At 32.6% G+C, this 23,423-nt stretch carries 24 protein-coding genes; 11 read left to right on the top strand and 13 right to left on the bottom strand.

Annotated elements, in window-relative coordinates:
• Positions 1-13: 13 nt before the first annotated feature.
• The 4 genes from RF683_RS02345 to RF683_RS02330 form a co-directional block, all read right to left on the bottom strand.
• On the bottom strand, positions 14-976 hold the full coding sequence (locus RF683_RS02345; protein WP_309532622.1) for a transporter: 963 nt from the start codon (positions 974-976) through the stop codon (positions 14-16).
• Positions 977-987: 11 nt separating this feature from the next.
• Complete coding sequence (locus tag RF683_RS02340; RefSeq protein ID WP_309532621.1) at positions 988-2,034, bottom strand: cytochrome-c peroxidase; 1,047 nt, start codon at positions 2,032-2,034, stop codon at positions 988-990.
• 87 nt (positions 2,035-2,121) lie between these two features.
• Positions 2,122-2,919, bottom strand: coding sequence for an MbnP family protein (locus RF683_RS02335; protein WP_309532620.1), 798 nt, complete (start codon positions 2,917-2,919; stop codon positions 2,122-2,124).
• Positions 2,920-3,140: 221 nt separating this feature from the next.
• Entirely contained in the window at positions 3,141-3,530 is a 390-nt protein-coding gene (locus tag RF683_RS02330; RefSeq protein WP_309532619.1) for a hypothetical protein, read from the bottom strand.
• 98 nt (positions 3,531-3,628) lie between these two features.
• Here RF683_RS02330 and RF683_RS02325 point away from each other — a divergent pair, with 98 nt between their 5' ends.
• Positions 3,629-3,961 (top strand): hypothetical protein, encoded by a 333-nt coding sequence (locus tag RF683_RS02325; RefSeq protein ID WP_309532618.1) that lies wholly within the window; start codon positions 3,629-3,631, stop codon positions 3,959-3,961.
• Positions 3,962-4,012: 51 nt separating this feature from the next.
• Here RF683_RS02325 and hemL read toward each other — a convergent pair whose 3' ends face one another.
• From hemL to RF683_RS02310, 3 genes are read right to left on the bottom strand one after another with little or no spacing between them, the layout of a single operon-like run.
• Positions 4,013-5,290: a glutamate-1-semialdehyde 2,1-aminomutase gene (gene hemL / locus RF683_RS02320; RefSeq protein WP_309532617.1), complete on the bottom strand. Its 1,278-nt coding sequence runs from the start codon at positions 5,288-5,290 to the stop codon at positions 4,013-4,015.
• 1 nt (position 5,291) lies between these two features.
• Positions 5,292-6,125, bottom strand: coding sequence for a glucosaminidase domain-containing protein (locus tag RF683_RS02315; RefSeq protein ID WP_309532616.1), 834 nt, complete (start codon positions 6,123-6,125; stop codon positions 5,292-5,294).
• Positions 6,122-7,018: a 1-aminocyclopropane-1-carboxylate deaminase/D-cysteine desulfhydrase gene (locus tag RF683_RS02310; protein ID WP_309532615.1), complete on the bottom strand. Its 897-nt coding sequence runs from the start codon at positions 7,016-7,018 to the stop codon at positions 6,122-6,124. Before RF683_RS02310 ends, RF683_RS02315 begins: the two co-directional genes overlap by 4 nt.
• 71 nt (positions 7,019-7,089) lie before the next feature.
• Between RF683_RS02310 and RF683_RS02305 the strand changes: the two genes are divergently transcribed.
• From RF683_RS02305 to RF683_RS02285, 5 genes are all read left to right on the top strand, one after another.
• On the top strand, positions 7,090-7,266 hold the full coding sequence (locus RF683_RS02305; RefSeq protein ID WP_309532614.1) for a DUF5522 domain-containing protein: 177 nt from the start codon (positions 7,090-7,092) through the stop codon (positions 7,264-7,266).
• A 25-nt stretch (positions 7,267-7,291) separates the two neighbouring features.
• On the top strand, positions 7,292-9,274 hold the full coding sequence (locus RF683_RS02300; RefSeq protein WP_309532613.1) for a urocanate hydratase: 1,983 nt from the start codon (positions 7,292-7,294) through the stop codon (positions 9,272-9,274).
• An 11-nt stretch (positions 9,275-9,285) separates the two neighbouring features.
• A complete protein-coding gene (locus RF683_RS02295) occupies positions 9,286-9,810 on the top strand; it encodes a DUF4136 domain-containing protein (protein ID WP_309532612.1) in 525 nt (174 codons plus the stop codon).
• A 193-nt stretch (positions 9,811-10,003) separates the two neighbouring features.
• Positions 10,004-11,758 (top strand): aromatic amino acid hydroxylase, encoded by a 1,755-nt coding sequence (locus RF683_RS02290; protein WP_309532611.1) that lies wholly within the window; start codon positions 10,004-10,006, stop codon positions 11,756-11,758.
• Positions 11,759-11,820: 62 nt separating this feature from the next.
• A complete protein-coding gene (locus RF683_RS02285) occupies positions 11,821-12,129 on the top strand; it encodes a rhodanese-like domain-containing protein (protein WP_309532610.1) in 309 nt (102 codons plus the stop codon).
• On the opposite strand, the gene RF683_RS02280 is transcribed toward RF683_RS02285, so the two are convergent.
• The 3 genes from RF683_RS02280 to alaS all read right to left on the bottom strand — a co-directional run bounded on the left by RF683_RS02280 (position 12,124) and on the right by alaS (position 16,437).
• Complete coding sequence (locus tag RF683_RS02280) at positions 12,124-13,080, bottom strand: GSCFA domain-containing protein (protein ID WP_309532609.1); 957 nt, start codon at positions 13,078-13,080, stop codon at positions 12,124-12,126. The genes RF683_RS02285 and RF683_RS02280 overlap by 6 nt on opposite strands.
• A gap of 151 nt (positions 13,081-13,231) precedes the next feature.
• Entirely contained in the window at positions 13,232-13,729 is a 498-nt protein-coding gene (locus tag RF683_RS02275; protein ID WP_309532608.1) for a hypothetical protein, read from the bottom strand.
• Between the two features lie 2 nt (positions 13,730-13,731).
• Positions 13,732-16,437 carry an alanine--tRNA ligase gene (alaS, locus tag RF683_RS02270; RefSeq protein ID WP_309532607.1) on the bottom strand — a complete coding sequence of 902 codons (2,706 nt, stop codon included), beginning with the start codon at positions 16,435-16,437 and terminating at the stop codon, positions 13,732-13,734.
• A gap of 234 nt (positions 16,438-16,671) precedes the next feature.
• Between alaS and RF683_RS02265 the strand changes: the two genes are divergently transcribed.
• From RF683_RS02265 to RF683_RS02245, 5 genes are all read left to right on the top strand, one after another.
• Positions 16,672-17,649: a M23 family metallopeptidase gene (locus tag RF683_RS02265; RefSeq protein ID WP_309532606.1), complete on the top strand. Its 978-nt coding sequence runs from the start codon at positions 16,672-16,674 to the stop codon at positions 17,647-17,649.
• Positions 17,650-17,711: 62 nt separating this feature from the next.
• The gene (locus tag RF683_RS02260; protein ID WP_309532605.1) at positions 17,712-18,041 is read left to right on the top strand and encodes a MerR family transcriptional regulator; all 330 of its coding nucleotides are present in this window, start codon (positions 17,712-17,714) and stop codon (positions 18,039-18,041) included.
• Between the two features lie 79 nt (positions 18,042-18,120).
• Positions 18,121-18,702 (top strand): LemA family protein, encoded by a 582-nt coding sequence (locus tag RF683_RS02255; RefSeq protein ID WP_309532604.1) that lies wholly within the window; start codon positions 18,121-18,123, stop codon positions 18,700-18,702.
• 21 nt (positions 18,703-18,723) lie between these two features.
• Entirely contained in the window at positions 18,724-19,164 is a 441-nt protein-coding gene (locus RF683_RS02250) for a TPM domain-containing protein (RefSeq protein ID WP_309532603.1), read from the top strand.
• Entirely contained in the window at positions 19,145-19,975 is an 831-nt protein-coding gene (locus tag RF683_RS02245; RefSeq protein ID WP_309532602.1) for a TPM domain-containing protein, read from the top strand. The genes RF683_RS02250 and RF683_RS02245 overlap by 20 nt, the downstream gene beginning before the upstream one ends.
• A 114-nt stretch (positions 19,976-20,089) precedes the next feature.
• Here the strand turns inward: RF683_RS02245 and der are convergent, their stop codons facing one another.
• The 3 genes from der to RF683_RS02230 all read right to left on the bottom strand — a co-directional run bounded on the left by der (position 20,090) and on the right by RF683_RS02230 (position 23,197).
• Positions 20,090-21,400 (bottom strand): ribosome biogenesis GTPase Der, encoded by a 1,311-nt coding sequence (gene der / locus RF683_RS02240; protein ID WP_309532601.1) that lies wholly within the window; start codon positions 21,398-21,400, stop codon positions 20,090-20,092.
• A 236-nt stretch (positions 21,401-21,636) separates the two neighbouring features.
• On the bottom strand, positions 21,637-22,521 hold the full coding sequence (gene era / locus RF683_RS02235) for a GTPase Era (RefSeq protein WP_309532600.1): 885 nt from the start codon (positions 22,519-22,521) through the stop codon (positions 21,637-21,639).
• 187 nt (positions 22,522-22,708) lie between these two features.
• Positions 22,709-23,197 (bottom strand): OmpA family protein, encoded by a 489-nt coding sequence (locus RF683_RS02230; protein ID WP_309532599.1) that lies wholly within the window; start codon positions 23,195-23,197, stop codon positions 22,709-22,711.
• Positions 23,198-23,423: the final 226 nt, after the last annotated feature.

Here is a 23,423-nt window from a genome sequence, read left to right as displayed (position 1 = left end):
CGAGGTTTTTTTGTTATAATTTATAATTAAAGCTTATACTCAACCTGTTTTTTGCTTTCACTAAATCTGACATTAAATGTTGGTGCAAAGGCGTTTGAAAAAAAGCGCCAACAGAAAATTCTTTGTAAGCTATTTCAGCGCCAAGCTTGGTAAAAAGCACATCTCCACTTGTATTACGGATTTTTTCTTGGTGCTTATAATTACTTGCATAAACTTCTCCGGCTAAGCCTATTTGTGGCGCTATTATCATTTTATCTTTTTCAAAAAGATAATAGCATGTTGAATTATAATTTAGTTGATTTCCAAAGCGATATGCATTCGCATTCGTAGACTTAATAACATAATTTAGTAAATTACTCCATCCAAAACCATGTTTTTTTATGACATATTCTGTAGAAAACAGGTAATCCCAACTACCTGTTCCTAATTGAAAACTTGGATTTACTGTACCTGCCGTAGTTTCATCAAAAGTCCCTGTGGGCATTTTTAATCCTGCTCCTACTTGTATAGTTTGTGATAAACCTATGGAATCTTTCTTTTTATTCCACAATGTATAAAATCCCATTACGGTAATGTCTCCGAGCCCTTTTATAGAATTTTGACCTGTAGCTACTTCTTTTCTATGCGCATGATAAGGAATAAGTGTTGAAAGCTGAATTTTTTTGTTGATAGGTATTTTAGACCAAAGTTGGTATGTATTAAATTTTTCTTTTAACCAAGGTGAATTAGTATATAAACCATCATTTGTTTCGTAATTTTGATTAATATATCTAACGCCAAAAAAATTAGCACTTACAACAGAACCAAATCCCATGCTTCCGCCATTTGCAGAACACCCACAAGCGTCGCAATAGTCAAGATAATTGAATTTAAAATCTTTCTTTTCATAATTAATTATTTTTTTTGTTAGCTGTTTTGGTTTTTCATGCGCTTGAACGTTTAAAAAAATAAAACAAGCAAGTAAAATAGTTTTCATCTAATGTGTTTTTAATATTCTGCAAATCGAGGATTTGTTAAAAATTGATTATCTGTTAAAGTCTTAAGAAATGCTATGAGTTTATTTTTTTCAGTTTGAGTCAAAGAAATACCTAATGTTGAATTAGTATTCAATATCGGATCGAGATTTTGTGTGTTTTGCACTCCATTTGAATAATGGTCTAAAACAGCTTCCAAAGTATAAAACCTACCATCATGCATATAAGGCGCTGTTTTTTCAACATTTCGTAAACTTGGCACTTTAAACTTATACCTATCCTGAACTTGCTCTGTTACACGATATCTTCCAACATCATTTACATTTGGATTTATAGGCAATCCGTTATTTCTAAACGAATTGTCTGTAAATAAATCTGTGGCGTGACAAGTAGCACATTTTTGGTTAAAAAGAGCATATCCTTGTAATTCATCGTTTGTCAAAATTCCTCCTGGCTCATTTCTTCTATATTTATCAAATCTAGAATTAGAAGAGACTGTTAACACCATAAACTGACCTAATGCTTTTAGCATATTTTCTGTATTGATTTGACCGTCTGCAAAAGCTTGTTTATATAATTTGACATAAACAGGATCTGTTTTCATCATTGCAATGGCGTTTGAGAAATTACCATTCATTTCTATTGGACTGGTAAATGGAATTATAGGTTGTAAATCTAAATGATCTGCTGCTCCGTCCCACATGAATATATTTTGAAAAGCCAAATTTTGAATAGGAGGCGTATTTCTTGTGCCCATATTATCGCCTACACCATGACTTACACTATGTCCATGATGTGTGAAAGCATCAGCTTGAATATGACAGAATCCGCATGAAACTACACCATCGGAGGCTAATCGACCATCATAGAATAGTTTTTTTCCCAATTCAAACCCTTTTTCTGTAAGTGGGTTATTTGCTAAATCATATTGCAAAGGTGGAAAATTACTGGGCACTTGAAAATCTATGGGTATATTTTGATACTGTTCTGCATCATCATAATCTGACGCACAACTAAGTAGCAGCGCACAAACTAAAAGATAACTAATATTTTTTATCATTTTTGTAAATTATTATAGCCCTGGCAGTAACAGAAAGCCTCTATAAGACTGAGGACTTAAAGTGAATGGCAGGAATAGCTTTAGAAATTAATCATTATGTACATGATGCACACTAAACATATTAACCAAATTTCCCGTAATTAAGGGTAATTTTGTACCACTCATAATCATGGCTCCCATTCCCATTGCGTTACTTTCTGTTAGGCTAACTTTGTTAGTGCCATCAAGAATATGCTTTAAATCGGCCATAATGTGAACTTGTGGCGTAATAGTTGTTCTTACTTTTGCTAAATCAGGAAAATTCAAAGTAACTTCTGTATAATTATAATCTGTTCCTGTTTTTCCGGTATGCACCATAAAGGTCGTTTCAGAAGTGACGGTTGATGAGGTAAATTTACCTTCAAATGCAACAAATTTATACCCTGCACTCCATGACCACATCATACCTTCGTTTTGAGCTTGAGCTAAAAAATCGCCTTGACCTGTTGCGCCAAGATTAAATTGTTCTTGGTCTACACCAATACCAAATTTAATTTTGTTATAATTTCCTGCTGGAATATTTGGCAAATTAAGTAGTAAACTTGAAGCGGTTAATTCATTAATAATGAAATAACTTTGGCTTTTTGGCACTGTATAAGTAGAACCATCTTCTCTTATCAACACTATATTGCTTACAATATATTGTGCTCTAGTTATTTTTATTACTTCACCATTACTGTTTGTATAAGTAGCAGTAGGCAAAATATCTGCTCCTCCATAAATATTATCAAATTCTACTTTTAAATTACCTTGCCCCGTAATTCCCTCTGCATCATCTTTAGAACAAGAAAAGATGAATAATGAGGCACATGCTACTACCGCAAATTTTATATGTTTTAATATCATTTTTAATAAATTTAAATTAATTGAATTATTTTTTATCGTATGTTTTAGTCATAACTATTCTTTCAAATTGCAAAAAATACATAAATGCAATAAGTAATAGTAACTTACAATACCATAACTACTTTGTATAACAATACATGTGCCTCATCTAAAGCTATTGCTAAATAGAGGAACATTTTATTATCTAGAAACACAAAGCATTAGCCATCATGAAAGACGGCTTATTGTTTCAAAAAATTTAAAATAGTTGGTGGGTGAAAAACAGTATCAATTGAGTTATGGAAGTATAAATTTTGATACCTGTCTGAAATTTTATTTTTTAATGTGGAAAATAAAGTTCGGAAATAAATTGCATCTACAAACTGACAAAATAATAGCTCTACTTCTTGTTTTGATATGGAAGATTTTTGATTGGAAATTGGTTTTTCATCAGAAGCAGCTTTAGCTAATTCTTTTTTAAGATGGCATTTTCCATCACAATGCATTTCTGGTTTTGCAATATTTTCACACAATTCAGTAGCTATATACTCATGATTAATAACATAATCAACTAATGGAATTAGCGGTTTTGTTATAAATGATAAAGCAATTATGATAATAAAATATTTCACATGACAAAAATAGCTATAATATTTAAATAAAAAATATGATAAATGTTTTGTTTAATTCTTTTTTTTTTTACTTTTGATAAAACTATAAAATAAAAAAGATGAAAAAATTACTAAGTGTATTTGTATTATTTTTAGCTTTTACGATCAATGCAAACGCTCAAGATAAAGAATTTAAAAAAGTAGATGCCGCAGTAGAAGCACAAAAAGACATTAAAGCATTAACAGAGTTTGTTGCTTTAGAAGGAACAATGGCCGAAGATTTAAAACGTTTATTTGAATACAAATTTACTGTATTGAATGATAATTTATCTACTGAGCGTAAAGCTGAATTAGCTAATATTATTGAAATGAAATTAAGAGCTACTTTACCTGCAGATAAGATGCAAAAGTTAGAAAAAAATACGGAGTTATTGAAAAAACTTACGCATTAATAAAACGAAGTAGAAAATAAGAAAAAAGCCCGATATCGGGCTTTTTTAGTTTTAAAACACTTCTTTAATACATTGTATAGTAAAATCTAAATCTTCATAAGTGAGTGCATCTGTAATGAACCATGTTTCATAAGCAGAAGGCGCAATGTAAATTCCTTTTTTCAACAACTCATGGAAAAACAGTTTAAACCTATCATTATCACCATTTTTAGCTGTTTCAAAATCAACTACTGGTCTAGTATCAAAATGAACCGAAATCATAGATCCTACTCTATTTATGGTAAAAGGAACTTTTGTAGCAACTAAAACCTCACGAATTCCCTTTTCTAAATAAGCTGTTTTTTGTTCTAATCTCGTAAATAATTCTTCATCAGCATTTATTTCTTTAAGCATTTGTAAACCTGCTACCATAGCTAAAGGATTACCAGACAACGTTCCTGCTTGATAAACGGGTCCTAAAGGAGATAAATAATCCATAATTTTTGCTTCCCCTGCAAATGCTCCAACAGGCAATCCGCCTCCTATTACTTTACCAAAGCAAACTAAATCAGCTTTTACATTAAATACTTCTTGCGCGCCTCCTTTTGCCAAACGAAATCCTGTCATTACCTCATCAAAAATTAATAACGTTCCATTAGTAGTACATACTTCACGTAATTCCTCTAAAAAATTTTCTTTTGGAGGTACACACCCCATATTACCTGCTACAGGTTCAATAATAATTGCGGCTATTTCATTTTTATTAGCTTCAAATAGCGCTTTTACATTTTCAATATCGTTATATGTTGCAAGTAAGGTATCTTTTGCTGTGCCTTCTGTAACTCCAGGACTATTGGGCACACCAAATGTGCTCAATCCGCTTCCTGCGGCAATTAAAAACGAATCGGAATGACCATGATAACAACCAGAAAATTTGACTATTTTTTCTCTTTTTGTATATCCTCTTGCTAATCGAATGGCACTCATACAAGCTTCTGTTCCTGAATTAACAAAACGTATTTTATCTATATTAGGCACCATTGAAACTGCCAAAGCTGCAATTTCAGTTTCTAGTGCCGTTGGGGTACCAAAGGAAGTTCCTTTTTTTGCCCGTTCGGTTATAGCATTAATTACAGGCTCATGTGCATGACCTAAAATCATCGGCCCCCATGAATTGATGTAATCTATGTATTTATTGCCATCTTCATCATACAAATAAGCGCCCTTTGCTTCTTTGATGAATATTGGTGTTCCTCCGACTGCTTTAAACGCTCTTACAGGCGAATTAACTCCTCCTGGTATAACCTTTGATGACTCTACAAATAATTGACTGCTTCTTTGGTATAACATATTACTTTATTTTTATTTTTTGACCTATGGAGATTGCTGTATCAACAATATTATTTAATCTTTTCAATTCGTCTACTGTAATATTAAACTTTTTTGATAAAGAATATAATGTATCTCCTTTTTGAACTATATACTCACCATCAAGGGTGATAATTTCAGCTTTTGGTTTTGGAACATAAGATCTCCCAAGAACTTCATTATCTAATTTATATAGTTCATAACGTTCTATTATTCCAACTAATTTAGAAGGATACAATGTGTCCGTAGCATACCCTGCCTGTTTTAAGCCAGTTGCCCAAGCATAATAATCCCCTTTATCAAGCTTAAACAAGGATTCATATCGCTTTCTTTTTGTTAAGAACAAGGCATGATCTCTATAAGACTCTGAAGGATGAATGTATTTTCTAAAACATTCGCCAACAGCATCATCGTCATGTGTAACGGTTTCACCAGTCCAATCTGTATGACATTTTATTCCAAAATGATTATTTGCTTCTATACACAAACGACCAAAACCCGCTCCTGATTCTAAAATTCCTTGAGCCATAATAATACTAGCCGGAATTCCGTGTTGCTTCATATTATTTTTTGCAATTTCTTTAAAATCTTCAATGTATTTTTTAACATCTTCTGTTGTAGCTTTTACTTTAGATGTAGCTACTAAAACCTCTGCTTCATTCGTTTTTATTGTTGGTGATTTTGGCGTTTCACTACTTGTGACTGGTTTTGTAGGAGTATGTGGTTTTGTTGAAGTCGTTTTTTGAGTTCTAATTTTAGACCCTCCACAACTTACGAGAATTATTGTTATAAGTATATAAATTATTTTCTTTATCATTTCACTACTATTGTTTTATTACTTGCTTGCAATTTGCGATTCATCCCTTCAATTCCTTGTAATCCACCCGTATGTATAACTAGTATTTTAGAGCCTTTTGGAAATTGCTTTTTTTCAATCATATCCATAACTCCAAACATCATCTTTCCAGTATATATAGGATCTAAAGGAATTTGTTGTTCACGATAAAATTGATTAATAAATGAAATTAATTCATCTGAAACTTTTCCATACCCACCAAAATGGTATTCGCAATCTATATACCAATTTGATTTGGATACAAATTTACTAATATCATTCGTTAGAAAATCACCTTTTAAAGAAGAAAATCCAATTATTTTTTGGTGCAACTGGGAAGCATTTATTATTCCTGAAATGGTACCTCCTGTTCCTACCGCTACACAGATATAATCAAATATTTTCGTTTCATCCGAAAGAATTTCTTCACACCCTTTTACAGCTAAACTATTTGTTCCTCCTTCAGGAATAAGGTAAAAAGGTCCAAATTCGTTACTTAATTTAGCAGTAAAAAATTCATCTGTCTTATTTCGATAGGTGGTTCTATCCACAAATTTAAACTGCATGCCTAATGAAGCAGCTAATGATAAGCTAGGATTATATTCTATTTTCGAGGCTAATTCTTCTCCTCTAATTATCCCTATGGTCTGAAAGCCAAATTCCTTTCCTGCTCCTGCAACCGCTACTATATGATTTGAAAATGCCCCACCAAAAGTAAGCAACGTGTGGTGGCTTTGATTTTTTGCTTCTTCTAAATTATATTTTAATTTTCTAAATTTATTACCTGAAATGATAGGATGTACTAAATCTTCTCTTTTAATAAAAAGATTGACATCACTTGTATTAGGAAGGTTTATTTTAAAAATATCAGGCATAAAACTAATTTCAAGATAAAGTTCTTGAGTTTTTTAAATAAATTTGATGCAAAGTTGCTAATTTTGTAACTATGAACAAGCAACTTGATCCAAAAAATTTAAAAGAAGGAGAAGATTTTTATTTTACTCCGGAAGGTTATAAATGTTTTACAGCTAATTATCATCTAAAAAGAGGGTATTGCTGTAAAAGCGGTTGTAAACATTGCCCTTATGGATTTGATAAAAAAACGGGAACCATTAAAAAGTAATTTATAAAAAAATATACACCCACATATGACATTTAAGGAACAAATAGCAGAAGGTATTCCAGCGGTGCTGCCGCAACCAAAAATTTACGATACAACCATTAATCATGCGCCTAAACGAAAAGAAATTCTTTCAGATGATGAAAAAAAATTAGCCCTTAAAAATGCGCTACGCTATTTTGAGGCAAAGCATCATGCTACACTGCTTCCTGAATTTAAGACCGAATTAGAAAATTATGGCCGCATATATATGTATCGCTTCAGACCCGATTATGAAATGAAAGCAAGGCCAATTTCAGACTATCCAGGTACTAGTGAACAAGCAAAAGCGATTATGCTTATGATTCAAAACAATTTGGATTATGCTGTAGCGCAACATCCGCATGAATTAATTACCTATGGTGGCAATGGAGCTGTTTTTCAAAATTGGGCACAATATAGACTCACGATGAAATATTTGTCTGAAATGACAGATGAACAAACATTGGTCATGTATTCGGGGCATCCTATGGGATTATTTCCTTCGCATAAAGAAGCACCAAGAGTGGTTGTTACAAACGGTATGATGATTCCTAATTATTCTAAACCCGATGATTGGGAAAAATTTAACGCATTAGGTGTTTCACAATACGGACAAATGACGGCGGGAAGTTATATGTATATCGGTCCGCAAGGTATTGTTCACGGAACTACTATTACAGTGTTAAATGGTTTTCGAAAAATTAAAAAATCTCCCAAAGGTGGCTTATTTGTTACCTCTGGTCTAGGCGGAATGAGTGGTGCACAACCAAAAGCCGGAACTATTGCAGGCTGTGTTACAGTATGTGCTGAAGTAAATCCGAAAATTACAAAAATAAGACACGAACAAGGCTGGATTCACGAAATAGTGGAAGACATAAATCTATTAGTTGCAAGAGTAAAAAAAGCGCTTGATACTAAAGAAATTGTTTCTATAGCCTATTTAGGAAATATTGTAGATGTTTGGGAACGATTTGACCAAGAAAATTTGCATATAGATTTAGGCTCTGATCAAACATCTTTACACAACCCTTGGGCTGGTGGCTACTACCCTATTGGCTATACATTTGAAAAATCAAACGAATTAATGGCAAATAATCCTGATAAATTTAAAGAAGAAGTACAAAAAACCTTAAGAAGACATGCCCAAGCTATAAATAAGCACACGGCTAAAGGTACGTATTTCTTTGATTATGGAAATGCCTTTTTATTAGAAGCTTCTAGAGCGGGTGCTGATGTAATGGCAACCAATAACGTAGATTTCAAATATCCTAGTTATGTTCAAGACATTATGGGGCCCATGTGCTTTGATTATGGATTTGGCCCTTTCCGATGGGTTTGTGCTTCAGGAAAACCAGAAGATTTAGCTAAAACAGATCAAATAGCCTGTGAAGTATTAGAAGAAATGATGCAAACTGCACCTGCCGAAATTCAACAGCAGATGGCCGATAACATTCAATGGATTAAAGGGGCACAAGAAAATAAATTAGTCGTAGGCTCACAAGCTCGTATTTTATATGCCGATGCTGAAGGTCGCATTAAAATTGCAGAAGCCTTTAATCAAGCTATTGCAAAAGGCGAAATTGGAACTGTGATTTTAGGCCGAGACCATCATGATGTCTCGGGTACTGATTCTCCATACAGAGAAACATCTAATATTTATGATGGTTCAAGATTTACAGCCGATATGGCTATTCACAATGTTATTGGAGATAGCTTTAGAGGTGCTACTTGGGTTTCTATACACAATGGTGGTGGTGTAGGCTGGGGCGAAGTAATTAATGGTGGATTTGGTATGGTTCTTGATGGAACTAAAGAAGCATCAAGACGATTAGAATCTATGTTGTTTTGGGATGTAAATAATGGAATATCAAGAAGAAGTTGGGCGAGAAATGAAGGAGCTATTTTTGCTATTAAAAGAGCGATGGAAACGCAACCTTTATTACGCGTTACATTGCCAAATTTAGTTGACGAAAACCTATTTAACAATTAAAATTTAAACATATGAAAACAATTAAACTACTTACATTAGCAGGATTATTCATTTTATCCTCGTGTGCTTCCGTTAGCGTAAATGCTGATTATGATAAAAAAGCAAATTTTAATGGATATAAAACCTATGCTTATTTAAGAGCCGGTATAGATAAAGCTGAAATTTCTGATTTAGATAAAAAACGAATTCTTAATGCTATTGACGAAGTAATGCCTACAAAAGGATTCTCAAAATCAGAGACTCCAGATGTTTTGGTTAGTATTTTCACTAAAGAAAGAGAACGCGTAGATGTATACCAAAACTATGGTTTTGGAATGGGTTGGGGCTGGAATCCTTATTGGGGAATGGGTTACAACAGAACTTACACTACACCAGAAGGAACTCTATTTATTGACATTATCGACGCTAAAACAAAAGAACTAGTTTGGCAAGGTGAAGGGACGGGTTATTTAACCAAAGATGTAAATCAAAAAGATGAGCGTATCAAAGAATTTGTTGACAAAATTTTAGCGCAATATCCTCCGCAAGTAAAATAATTAGCCTCACATAAAGTATTACTTATAAGCTATTTCTGTTAACAGAAATAGCTTTTTTCTTTTTAATTTTAGAAAAGACACTTTTAATTACGCAATAAAACAAGCTAAATAAAAAGAGTTATTATGAATATGGTAATTATTTTTTATTTTTATGAAAAATTCGTAATTTTACAACACGCAACATTAACCCATTATGGAAGCACAGTTTGAAAGTAATCCATTGATTGATAGATTACCAGCTCATTTAAAGCAATTTATTATTCCACAGCATTATGAAGATTATACGCCCATAAACCAAGCCGTATGGCGCTATGTCATGCGAAAAAATGTTTCTTATCTGGGGAAAGTAGCACACAATTCTTATCTTGATGGCTTACGTCAAACAGGTATTTCTATTGACAACATTCCAAACATGTATGGAATGAATAGAATATTAAAAGAAATTGGTTGGGCTGCAGTAGCTGTTGACGGTTTTATTCCACCCAATGCGTTTATGGAATTTCAGGCCTATAATGTTTTGGTTATTGCTTGCGATATTCGTCAATTAGAACACATAGAATACACACCCGCTCCAGATATTATTCATGAAGGGGCTGGACACGCTCCAATTATAGCTAATCCCGAATATGCTGAATATTTAAGACGTTTTGGAGAGATCGGCTGCAAAGCTATTTCTTCAGCGAGAGATTATGAATTATACGAAGCTATACGTTTGTTATCTATACTAAAAGAAGCGGAAGACACGCCTGAAACAGAAATACAAAAAGCAGAAGCACAGGTTGATTTTTTACAAAATAACATGGGCGAACTTTCAGAGATGTCTCGCATTAGAAACTTACATTGGTGGACCGTAGAATATGGCTTAATTGGCACATTAGAAAACCCTAAAATTTATGGCGCTGGATTATTATCTTCTATTGGAGAAAGTGCGTGGTGCATGACAGATAATGTAAAAAAAATACCTTATTCAATAGAAGCTGCCGATGTGAGCTTTGATATTACTAAACCGCAACCGCAACTTTTTGTTACACCAGATTTTGCAAAATTAAGTATGGTATTGGAAGAATTTGCAAATTCAATGGCTTTACGAAAAGGTGGATTGAGCGGCATTCAAAAATTAATAGATTCTAAATCTTTAGGCACAATTGAATTAAGCACAGGCTTACAAGTTTCAGGTGTTTTTTCTCATGTTATTGCACATGATGGAAAACCTGCATATGTTCAAACAACAGGAAAAACAGCACTAGCCTATCGTGAAAAAGAACTTGTAGGTCATGGAACGGAATACCACGCAGAAGGTTTTGGTTCTCCAATAGGAAAACTAAAAGGCATTAATATTGCCATTGAAGACATGAGTCCCAGAGATTTAAGTGCCTATGCTATTTATGAAGGCGAACAAGTTACGTTAGAATTTGAAGGAAATATTAAAGTAACGGGCGAAATTATTACTGGAACTCGAAATATTCAAGGGAAAATTGTACTCATCAAATTTAAAAACTGTACTGTTTCTCAAGGCAATACTATTTTATTTCAACCTGAATGGGGAATTTATGATATGGCCGTAGGTAAAGAAGTAATTTCTGCCTTTGCTGGGCCTGCAGATGTAAATAGTTTTGACATGATTAGCCATGTGCCTTCAAGTCATACTATCAAACAAAAAAAATCTGCAGCGAGAGAAGAATTGGAACAATTGTATCAGCATGTTAGAAATTTAAGAGAGAACAAAACAGCTCCACTAACGCTAGAACAATTATTTTCTGAAGTAACTTCAAAACACAGTAACGATTGGCTGTTAAGTGTTGAAATAGCTGAGATAGCACATACAAAAAACAATAATGAATTACTCGAAAAAGTACTTCACTATTTAGAACATCTAAAGAAAATTAGACCAGAAGTATCCCTTCTAATTTCAAATGGAATTGAACTTATTTTTCCAGAATTAGTATAAATGTAACCTTTGTTACATTGCATTAATTAGATTCCGTGTATTTTTGATAAAAAACAATACACATGGGGTTACTTGATATTTTAGGATTAGGAAATAAATCCAATGAAATTACAGATTTTGTAGCAAAAGGCGCTGTTATTATTGATGTACGAACGTATGAAGAATTTGTCGAAGGGCATATTAAAGATTCGAAAAACATTCCTTTGCAACTTATTTCGTCTAAAATTAATGACATTAAGAAATTAAACAAGCCAGTTATTGCTTGTTGTCGTTCTGGTATGCGAAGTGGTCAAGCTACGTTTATTTTAAAACAAAACGGAATAGAATGCATTAATGGTGGTGGCTGGAATAGCTTAGCGCAAAAATTATAATTCAAATTGCATAAAAGGAAATTTAGCTTGTAATGATTGACAATCACTTGCTAATTTCTGTTTAAATAGTTTATGGCCCTCCGATTGTGGTTGAAACGATTTGTGAGCCATTCGTTTTTGAATACCCTCTACTTCTTTAAGTAGTATCTTTGTATCGGCACTAAAAGCAAAATCACTAAATTGTTCCCAAATATAATCAATAGCCGTTTGACTTGGATGTAACATGTCTTCGGCATAAAAGCGATAATCACGTAATTCATCCATCATGATTTCGTATGACGGGAAATAGGTGATGGATAATGGGTGATGGGTGATTGTTTTGTGTAATGCTGTAATTAAATGGGATTTGCTAAGTGTATTTTCTACAAATCCATTTTTGATGTGTCGTACAGGCGAAACGGTAAAAATGAAGTTGCAATTTGGATTTACTTCTTGAATTAGAGAAATAATACTTTTTAAACTCTCTTCAATCTGATTAATTGACAACAATTCTTTAGTAAACTGCTTTTGCGGCACTTTATGACAATTAGCAACAATAGCATTGGTTTCAATATTTCTGTAAACCCAAGATGTTCCTAAGGTAATGATAAGGTGTGTTAAATCGTTTAATTGTGTATGTGTCGAATTGATTAATTCGTTTAAAGAATGTAAAAATATTGCTTTATCTGGATGCGAAAGTTCAGAATGCACTTCATAGCACTGCCATAAGTCATTATGAAAAAAAATATCATCTTCGGTAAAATATTCTTTTTGAGCACTTCTTTCAATAATTTTGGCCAATGATATCGGATTAAAAATAATACCAAACGGATTCGTTGTATTTTGGAATTTAAAATAGTCAAATTTCTTTCCCATACTTTCTGCAAAACACGAGCCCAACAACATGATTTTAGAATCATAGGTTATCGAATGGTTGTGTTTTTGAATAGAAATTTTTGTGGTGAAGTTCATAGATTAATGTGCCAATTTGAAAATTTGAAAATTTGCCAATTTTATTCAAATGTAATACAAAAAAAGCAAGGCTATTTAAAAATCTATTTGTGTCAAGCTGAACTTGTTTTAGTTTTTATCTATTGCAAACAGCTAAATTTATGGGTTTAAATTATTTTTCTAACAAATTTTCCAATTGATCATAGTTTTCAAAATTAAAATTGGGTAGATTTTCTCCAATTGAATAATATTTGCCACAATCAAAACAGATTTTAACAATGCCAACGATTTTTTTATTTTTTTGAAAAACTAGAACATCTCTATAAGTTGTTTCACATTTGCTAATACCAAACTTGAAATTAATCTCATATTCTAAAACTTCAATTAATTTAGAAAATTTTGCTTTATCAATTTCTTTTTTCCTGTATCCAACTTTAATTAACTCGTTATGAATTGAAATATCCAAACTATAAGGATATTCTTTATATACTAATAGATTTTCTAATTTAGTAATACTATGCGTAATTGTAGGAATTGGCAAAACATCATCAGAAATTACATAATGTGAAACCTCATCAAAATCTAAATTTCTACTACTAAAATAGTTGTATCCAAAATAAGATGATATTAGTGTTACAACTAATAAAAAAACAACAACAATTTTTTTCATCTTTACTTGATATAATCTACCACTTTCTCCAATACCTCTTTAATTCCATTTACATTTTTCCCTTTTCCAGATGCGAAGAACGGTTGTCCACCGCCATTTCCATCAATGAATTTTCCTAATTCTCTGATAACAGTTCCAGCATTTAAACTTTTGTTTGCCACTAATTCTTTAGCGATATAACAGTGAATATTTGGCGCATTATCTTCAATTGAAGCTAAAACCACAAACGCATTTGGTTTTGAAGTTCCGATAGCTTGTGCTAAATCTTTCGTAGCAGCCATCGATAAATCAACTTGTTTGGCTATGAAATTAATTCCGTTTATTTCTTGAAATTCAGCAACTAAAGTATTTTTTAATCCTTCAATTTTTTCTTTTACTAATTGCTCTAGTTGTTTTTTCAATTTTGCGTTATCGTCTTGTAACGAAGCAACCGATTTTAATACATCTTGCGGATTTTTCAAAACTTCTTTAATTTCCGACAAGGTATTTTCTTGGTTTTTATAAAAATCTTTAACAGCATCTCCTGTAATGGCTTCAATTCTTCGAATACCTGCCGCTACAGCACCTTCCGAAATAATTTTGAAATGCCAAATATCAGCACTATTTTTTACGTGAATGCCTCCACATAATTCTTTACTGTCACCAAATTCAATCATTCTTACAGAATCACCATATTTTTCACCAAATAAAGCCATTGCACCTTTGTCTAATGCTTCTTTGATTGGAATATTTCGGTGCTCCACTAATTGCAATTGGGCTTCAATTTGCGCATTGACACTTGCTTCTACTTGACGTAATTCTTCATCAGAAACTTTAGAAAAATGCGAAAAGTCGAAACGTAAGTAATTAGGATTTACTAACGAACCTTTTTGCTCAACATGCGTTCCTAAAATAGTTCTTAAAGCCAAATGCATTAAATGCGTAGCCGAGTGATTCTTAGAAGTTGACGTTCTTAAATCGGTATTTACCTTTGCAATAAATGTTTGATTCAAATCTTCAGGCAAATATTTTGAATAATGAATAATTAAATTATTTTCCTTTTTTGTATCGATTATTTCAATAATTTCTTCTTGACTCTCTTCATCTGACTTTTGACTTTCGACTTTTGACTTTCGACTAATTAAAATTCCCTTATCTCCTACTTGTCCACCACCTTCTGGATAAAAAGGCGTATTGTCTAAAACAATTTGGTATAAAATGCCGTCTTTTTTAGAATCTACTTTACGAATACGAGTGATTTTTACTTCACTTTCCGTTTGGTCATATCCCACAAACGTTTGCTTCGCCTGTTCACTACCGCTCGAGTCAACATTTCCTTGATTTAAATATATCCAGTCATCAGTTATTACTTCAGAAGCCGCACGAGAACGGGCTTTTTGTTTTTGTAATTCAGTTTCAAATTCAGTTTCATTAAATGAATAGCCTTTTTCTTTTAAAATTAAAGCCGTTAAATCTTTCGGGAAACCAAAAGTATCGTACAATTCGAATACTTTCTCACCAGAAACCTCTTTTCCAGATGTTTCCGCAACTACTTTGTCTAACAATTGTAATCCTTGCTCTAATGTTCTCAAGAAAGAAGCTTCTTCATCACGAATTACATTGGTAACCAATTGTTGTTGCGATTTGATTTCAGGGAAAAATTCACCCATTTGATTGGCTAATACCTCAACCAATTTATTAATGAACGGTTCGTTTGTACCTAAAAATGTGAATCCGTAACGAATAGCACGGCGTAAAATTCTACGAATTACATAACCAGCACCAGTATTAGAGGGCAATTGACCATCGGCAATAGCGAAAGCCACCGCACGAACGTGGTCAACTATTACACGAATGGCAATGTTGGTTTTGTTTTGTTCTTCTGATATATTTTTAACTTCGTTTGAAGTATATTTAAATCCTGTAATTTCCTCTACTTTCGCGATAAGCGGTGTGAAAACATCGGTATCATAGTTAGAAGTTACGTTTTGCATTGCCATACACAAACGCTCAAATCCCATTCCGGTATCTACGTGTTGTGCAGGTAATTTTTCTAACGAACCATCAGCTTTACGGTTGAATTCCATAAATACATTGTTCCAAATTTCCACTACTTGCGGATGATCGGCGTTGACTAAACTTCTTCCAGAAACCTCATTTCTTTCAGCATCGGAACGCAAATCAATATGAATTTCAGAACACGGACCACACGGACCTTGATCACCCATTTCCCAAAAATTGTCTTTTTTATTTCCAAGAATGATGCGGTCTTCCGAAACGTATTGTTTCCAAATATCAAATGCCTCTTGATCAAACGGAACATTTTCAGCAGGATTTCCTTCAAAAACAGAAACATACAATCGGTCTTTATCTAACTTCAGCACTTCTGTTAAAAATTCCCATGCCCATGCTAATGCTTCTTTTTTGAAATAATCGCCAAATGACCAGTTGCCCAACATTTCAAACATTGTATGGTGATAGGTATCAAAACCTACATCCTCTAAATCATTGTGTTTTCCTGAAACACGAAGACATTTTTGCGTATCAGCTATTCTTTGACTCTTTGGCGTTCCGTTTCCTAAGAAAAATTCTTTGAACTGCGCCATTCCTGAGTTGTTAAACATCAAGGTGGGGTCGTCTTTTAAAACAATGGGTGCAGAAGGAACAATAAGATGTCCTTTGCTTTCAAAAAATTGTAAATAGGCTTTTCTGATATCTTGTGATGTCATTTTTATGTGTTTAAAAAATTATGTGTTTAAAGTATAGCCTTCAAACAAATTATGTTTTTAATACTATACGGCAAGTATAGCCCTGATGGTAGCGGCACCTTGTATAGCGGACAGCAGGACTAAAAGTACTTTATTCACTAAATATCTGCTTCAAAATTGAAACATTTTTATAGTTTTTCCGTATAATAGTTGTTACTTTGTGGTAACGAGCACAAAAATAGTATATTTTTAGTAATGGCGAAGGTAAAATTTTATTACGATTCTGAAAAATTAGCTTTTAAAAGGATTATTCCTAAAAGGGGGCAAAAATTTGGATATGTATTATTATTTTTAGTAGCCTCTGCCCTATTTGGTTTTCTGTGTTTTTTCATTTTAGCTAACACGTCATTTTTTGAAACGCCAAAAACGAAATTACAGGCTAGAGAATTAGAAACGATGCAATTAAATTACCAATTATTGCGCAATAAAATGGCATTAATGGACGAGGCATTAACCGCTATTGAAGAACGGGATAACAACATATATCGCGTATATTTTAACAGTGCACCTATCAAGGAAGAAGAGCGAAGATCAGGCATGGGTGGTGCAAATAGGTATAAAGATTTGGAAGGATTTAACACGAGTGAATTAGTCATTGCTTCTTCTAAAAAAGTAGATGAATTGATGAAAGCGCTTGCTATTCAATCTGTTTCTTTAGATGAAATAACAAAACTTGCCAAACAAAAAGAGCAATTGCTAGCGGCTATTCCTGCAATACAACCAGTAAAAAATGAAGATTTGAAGCAAATGGCCTCAGGTTTTGGGTACCGAAGCGATCCCTTTACAAAAATTAAGAAGTTTCATAAGGGTATGGACTTTTCTGCAAGAAATGGCACGCCTATCTATGCAACGGGCGATGGTGTTGTAAAAAAAGCAGATGGTTCACTTTCGGGTTATGGAAATCATATTGAAATTTTGCACGGATATGGCTATTTGACGTTATATGCGCATTTAAGCAAATACAAAGTACGTGCAGGACAACGTGTAAAACGAGGTGACATAATTGGCTATGTAGGCAGTACAGGACGTAGTGAAGCACCACATTTGCATTATGAAGTTCATAAGAATGGTGAAGTGGTCAATCCGCTTAACTTTTATTATGGTTCCATTTCTGCCAAAGAATATGTACTTTTGGCTAAATTAGCGAATCAAGAAAATCAGTCACTAGATTAATGCTAAATTTGTGTAACAATTTATAACTAACAAGACTAATACTATAGAATAAAACATATAATATGTTATTAAACTTACCTGAAAAAAGATATTACAGCATAGGCGAATTAGCTAAAGCGTTTAATGTAAATGCGTCGTTAATTCGTTTTTGGGATAAAGAATTTGACGAAATTAACCCAAAGAAAAATGCAAAGGGCGATAGAATGTTTAGGCCTGATGATGTGCAAACGTTACAACTCATTTATCATTTAGTTAAAGAGCGAGGGTTTACACTTGAAGGTGCAAAAGTGCATTTAAAAGAAAACAAGAAAAAAACACTAGATAATTTTGGTATTGTTACTAAATTAGAGGGCATCAAAAATAAATTGCAAGAATTGAAAAAAGGACTTTGATTAAGTAATCAGTGTTCAGTGATTAGTAAACAGTAAAAAATTAACAATAAAATAAATTAACTTAAAATAATAAAAAATTATGAAAAAATTTGCTCCCGTATTAGTTGTCGTAGGTATTCTTATCTTAGGCTTTTTATACTTTATGAATGTAAAAAATAAAGCGTTACTATTTAGTCAAGTCACAGAAAAAGAATGGGGAAATGTAAATACCGCATACCAAAGAAGACTTGATTTAATTGACAATTTAGTCAATACCGTTAAAGGCGCTGCGGATTTTGAAAAAAGTACCTTAACAGCAGTTGTAGAAGCAAGAGCAAAAGCTACATCGGTAACTATCGATCCGAAAAACATTACTCCTGCGCAATTAGATCAATTTAATCAAGCACAAAGTGGTATTACGAGTTCATTATCGAAACTTTTAGTTAGCGTTGAAGCGTATCCTCAATTAAGAGCAACAGAAAATTTCAAGCAATTACAAGATGAATTAGCGAGTACAGAAAACCAAATTTTAACTGCAAGAACTCGTTTTAACGAATCCGTATTAGCATATAATGGTTATGTTTTAGCTATGCCGCAAAATATATTTTTAGGTAGTTACACTGAAAAAGCGTACTTTAAAGCAGTTGCTGGAGCAGAAAATGCTCCGAAAGTAAAATTCTAATTCAGTTTAAACATTCAAATAATGCCAGAAAGCACAGCGTTTTTATCTAAAGTTGACGAACAAGAAATTGTTGCAGCGATTGTGATTGCCGAAAAAAACACTTCGGGTGAAATTCGTGTACATATTGAAGAAAATAGCACCAAACCTTTAATGGAAAGAGCGAAAGAGGTGTTTCATATCCTTAATATGGATGCCACCGAATTGAAAAATGGAGTGCTTTTTTACATTTGCACACAAACAAAAAGTTTTGCAATTCTTGGTGATAAAGGCATTAATGATTTAGTAGCACCCGATTTTTGGAATTCTACCAAAGATATAGTGATTGAAAAATTCAAAGCTGGACAATATAAAGACGGTTTAATTAAAGGGATTTTAGAAGCTGGTATACAATTGAAAAAACATTTTCCATATGATGATGAAACCGACACAAATGAATTGTCTAATGAAATTTCAAAAGGTTAATATGGAAATTCGAAAATTTAAGTTCCAAATTCTAAAAAGTAGTAGTTGTATTGCCTTTTTTGCTTTTTTATTGTTTTCTCAATTTTCGTTAGGACAATTTACAATTCCTGAAAAACCCAGTTTACAAACTTCAGTTTATGATTATGCAAAACTTTTATCTGACGTTGAAAAAACACAATTAGAAGAAAAATTAGTTAGATATTCTGATTCCACTTCTACACAAATTGTTGCTATTATAATTGAAGATTTAAACGGAGACAATATCCAAACTTTAACGCCAAATTGGGGAGAAGCTTGGGGGATTGGAGATGCTGAAAAAGATAATGGAATTGTAATTTTGCTTTCAAAAAACGATCGTAAAATTTGGATTTCTCCAGGTTATGGAACCGAAGTACAACTTGTAGCCGGTATGACTGGTGAAATTGTTAGAAATGTTATAATTCCGGAATTTAAAGCAGGAAATTATTATAATGGATTAGACAAAGGTACTGATGCCATTTTTAAAGTATTAACTGGAAAATACAAAGGCGAACGAAAAAAAGATAAAGGAAGTAGTATTCCAATGCTAATCATAATAGTTTTTGTAATTTTATTTTTAATCATAGCTTCTAAAAACAAAGGGAATAACGGCGGCAATTCTGGTGGAATGGGTGGTCCTGACTTAATGGATATTATTATATTAAGTAGTTTGGGTCGTGGAGGCGGAAGTTTTGGCGGCGGTTCATCATCTGGTGGTGGATTTGGCGGAGGCTTCGGTGGTGGATTTGGCGGAGGCGGCTTTTCTGGTGGAGGTGCTGGAGGGAGTTGGTAGCTTTAGTAATCAGTTGGCAGTTTTTAGTGTTCAGTTTATAAACTTTTAAAAAAATAAAACCTTGAGGGGTTCTAATACAAAAAAAACCGATAAATACTTATCGGTTTTTTTATATTATTTCTGTCTAAAGTAAATATCAATGGGTACACCACTAAAATTGTAATGTTCTCTCAGTTTATTTTCTATAAAACGCTTATACGGTTCTTTTACATATTGTGGCAAATTTGCAAAAAATACAAACTGTGGCACAGGTGTAGGCAATTGCATACAATATTTTATTTTTACATATTTTCCTTTTAATGCTGGAGGCGGATAAGCTTCTATAATAGGCAACATTAATTCATTGAATTTTGATGTAGCAACCCGCTGTTTTCTATTTTCAAAAACCTCTACAGCTGCCTCTAAGGCTTTTAACAAACGTTGTTTTTCTTTAGCGGATACAAATAGAATAGGCACATCAGTAAAAGGTGCTATTTCTTCTCTAATTTTACGTTCATAATCTCTAGCTGTCATGGTATCTTTTTCTACTAAATCCCATTTATTAACTAAGATTATAATTCCTTTTCTATTTTTTTCTGCTAACCAAAAAATATTTTGATCCTGGCTTTCAAATCCTCTTGTTGCATCAATAACCAAGATACATACATCACTATGCTCGATAGCACGAACTGAACGCATTACCGAGTAAAATTCCAAATCTTCTTTTACTTTGGCTTTTCTTCTTATTCCTGCAGTATCAACTAAATTAAATTCAAATCCAAAACGGTTGTATGTAGTATCAATAGCATCTCTTGTTGTTCCAGCAATATCTGTAACTACAAATCTATCCTCACCAATTAACGCATTAATAATGGATGATTTACCTGCGTTTGGGCGGCCTACAACGGCAAATCTTGGTAACGGATTTTCTTCTTCTACAACGGGCGGCATTTCTGGTAATACTTTTACCAATTCGTCTAACAAGTCTCCTGTTCCACTTCCATTCATTGCGCCAATTGTAAAATATTCGCCAAGTCCTAAGTTATAAAACTCAACTGCATCTGCTACTCTTTTCGAATTATCTACCTTATTTACTGCAATTAAAACAGGTTTAGTTACTTTTCTTAATAATTTGGCAACTTCTGCATCCATTGGCGTAATACCTTCCTCTACATCGACCATAAAAATAATAGCATCGCATTCATCAATAGCCAATTCTACTTGCTTCCTAATTTCAGCTTCAAAAACATCATCAGAGCCCTTAATATATCCTCCCGTATCAATGACAGAAAACTCTTTTCCATTCCATTCACTTTTTCCATAATTTCTATCACGAGTAACACCACTAACTGAGTCCACAATAGCGTCTCTTCGTTGTATTAAACGATTAAAAAAAGTAGATTTTCCTACATTAGGCCTTCCAACAATGGCAACTATATTATTCATATTATTCTAAACTTGTGTACAAAGTTACTATTTAATCCCGTATTATCAATATTTTTAGTACATTAGACGTAACTATTTTAACCGAACGTACCATAGAGACCCATTCCGACATAATACTTCGTTTATGATTATCTAATGAAAATTCGAGGAAATCATATTCAACTAACAGTTTTTGGAATTAAACATGAATAGTGGTATCCTCATTTAACCCTAGCGCTTGAAGAAAAAAGAATTACTTATTTTTGATTGTAACCAAATCGTCTTAGTTGAAACGAACTATTTCGCCAATCTTTATTTACTTTTACAAAAATTTCAATATGAATTTGTTTGGCAAAAAACTGCTCTAAATCGGCACGTGCTTGCATACCTACTTTTTTTAAAGCACTTCCTTTATGACCTATGATGATTCCCTTTTGAGTTTCTCTTTCGACCATAATGACACTTTTTATTTTAATTATAGTTTCTTCCTCTTTAAATTCTTCTGTTTCAACTTCCACAGCATACGGAATCTCCTTATCGTAATTTAATAAAATTTTTTCTCTAATGGTTTCATTAACAAAAAAACGTTCGGTTTTATCTGTCAATTGATCTTTTGGATAAAAAGGAGGTGAAACAGGTAATAATTCTAAAATTCGATTTAAAACTTCTTCTACATTAAAATTTTCTAATGCCGAAATGGGAAATATCTCTGCATTAGGTACTTTTTCTTTCCAAAGTGCTACTTGAGATTCTAACAATTCCTGATTCGATTTGTCAATTTTATTTAAAAGAAGTAACACTGGAATTTTTGCATGGATAATTTTGGTAAAAAAAGCTTCATCTTTAAGTTCTTTTTCGCCTATTTCAACCATATAAATTAAAATATCTGCATCCGTAAAGGCAGTTTTAACAAAATCCATCATAGAACTTTGCAACTCGTAAGCAGGTTTGATAATTCCTGGTGTATCCGAAAACACGATTTGGTAATTTTCATCATTTACAATACCAAAAATACGATGACGTGTTGTTTGTGCTTTACTTGTGATAATAGACAAACGTTCGCCTACCATAGCATTCATCAAAGTTGATTTACCTACGTTTGGATTTCCGATTATATTTACAAAACCTGCTTTATGCATCATGAATATTTTTTTACAAAGGTAAAACTTCTTTAGCGAAGTACAATTTAATCGTTATAAATAAAAAAAAGGGAATCGGATTAAATATCCTATCCCTTTTTTAGATGCTTGTTACAATTGTAGAAATAATTGTCATTAAATGAGTGAAGTTTTACAAGCATCAATAGAGTATTTCCCCAAATCTCTATTTTTATATTTCAGAAATAACAAACTCACTTCTTCTATTTTCCTGATGTTGTTCTTCTGAACAAGGAACACTATCAGTACATGTATTTATAAGCTGGGATTTACCGAATCCTCTTGCTATTAATCTATTTGCTTCTATTCCATTTGCTACTAGCCAATTGACAATAACATATGACCTTTGAATAGATAATTTCATACTTTCTTCTTCAGAATTTCTACTATCTGTATGTGAGCGTACTTCTATTTTTATAGAAGGATTTGCTTTCATTACTTCAAGAACTTTTTGCAATTCTGCTTTAGCTTCTTCTCTTAATTCATAACTATCTTTATCAAAATAGACAGCTTTGAAAGTAAAAATTGAATTAATATCCTTTGTCCCTTTCGTAAAACTTCCCGATTTTAAATGTATGGTACAACTTGAACTTGAATAGTTTTCAAAACCAAAACTAAAAAAGCTAATAAAAGCAACACTAACAATAAAAAAATTTCTCATTTGGGTAAAGGATAATTACAATTATTTTTTTTAACTGAAATTTTACTTTGACAAATATATCAAACTTCAAAATTAACTTCCTAAAAAAACATATACTTTTTTTGTAGAATTTTAACTACACATCAAAATGTTTTATCTTTTTTTAACAAAATATTTTTTTCTGAATATTGATTTTTTACATTTGGCAAAACACTTAATAACTTACTTTTCAATACATTATGCAATT

Origin of the sequence: Flavobacterium sp. 20NA77.7, assembly GCF_031326205.1 — a bacterium.
GTDB lineage: Bacteria > Bacteroidota > Bacteroidia > Flavobacteriales > Flavobacteriaceae > Flavobacterium > Flavobacterium nakdongensis.
The sequence above is the reverse complement of the archived record's forward strand: the minus strand, read 5'-3'. Positions and strand labels throughout refer to the sequence as shown.